Origin of the sequence: Acinetobacter johnsonii (assembly GCF_048551975.1) — a bacterium.
GTDB lineage: Bacteria > Pseudomonadota > Gammaproteobacteria > Pseudomonadales > Moraxellaceae > Acinetobacter > Acinetobacter johnsonii_A.
On record NZ_JBIMCF010000080.1, the window covers coordinates 1 to 597 of the forward strand.

A 597-nucleotide genomic window follows, 5' to 3' on the forward strand; every position below is an offset into this window, starting at 1 on the left:
AGTTGATGTCTTGTTCAATTAACCATGTAAACCACTGCTCACCGATAAACTCTCTGTCTGCGAACACATTCACAATACGGTCTTTACCAAAAATGGAGATAAAGCGTTGAATCAAAGCAATACGCTCTTTTGTATCTGAATTTCCACGTTTATTAAGTAATGTCCAAACGATAGGTATCGCTATTCCACGATAAACGATCGCGAGCATCAGGATATTAATATTTCGTTTTCCCCATTTCCAATTGGTTCTATCTAAAGTCAGTTGCACTTTGTCGAATGAAAATATATTGAAAATCAACTGAGAAATTTGACGATAATCGAAATACTGACCTGCAAAGAAGCGCTGCATACGTCGATAAAATGATTGTGGTAAGCACTTGATGGGCAAGGCTTTAGATGCAGAAGAAAGATTACATGTTTGCTTTAAAATAATCACAAGCATGATGAGCGCAAAGCACTTTAAATGTGACTTGTTCCATTTTAGATATTTGTTTAAGATAAGATATAACTCATTGAGATGTGTCATAGTATTCGTCGTTAGAAAACAATTATTGTGACATTATTTCAATGAGTTATCTATTTTTGTCGTGTACAGAG

At 34.8% G+C, this 597-nt stretch carries 1 pseudogene; it reads right to left on the minus strand.

The annotated features are described in order from the left end of the window. Positions 1-526: pseudogene (locus ACG9ZB_RS16705) on the minus strand (IS4 family transposase); the annotation flags it as partial. Between the last annotated feature and the right edge of the window lie 71 nt (positions 527-597).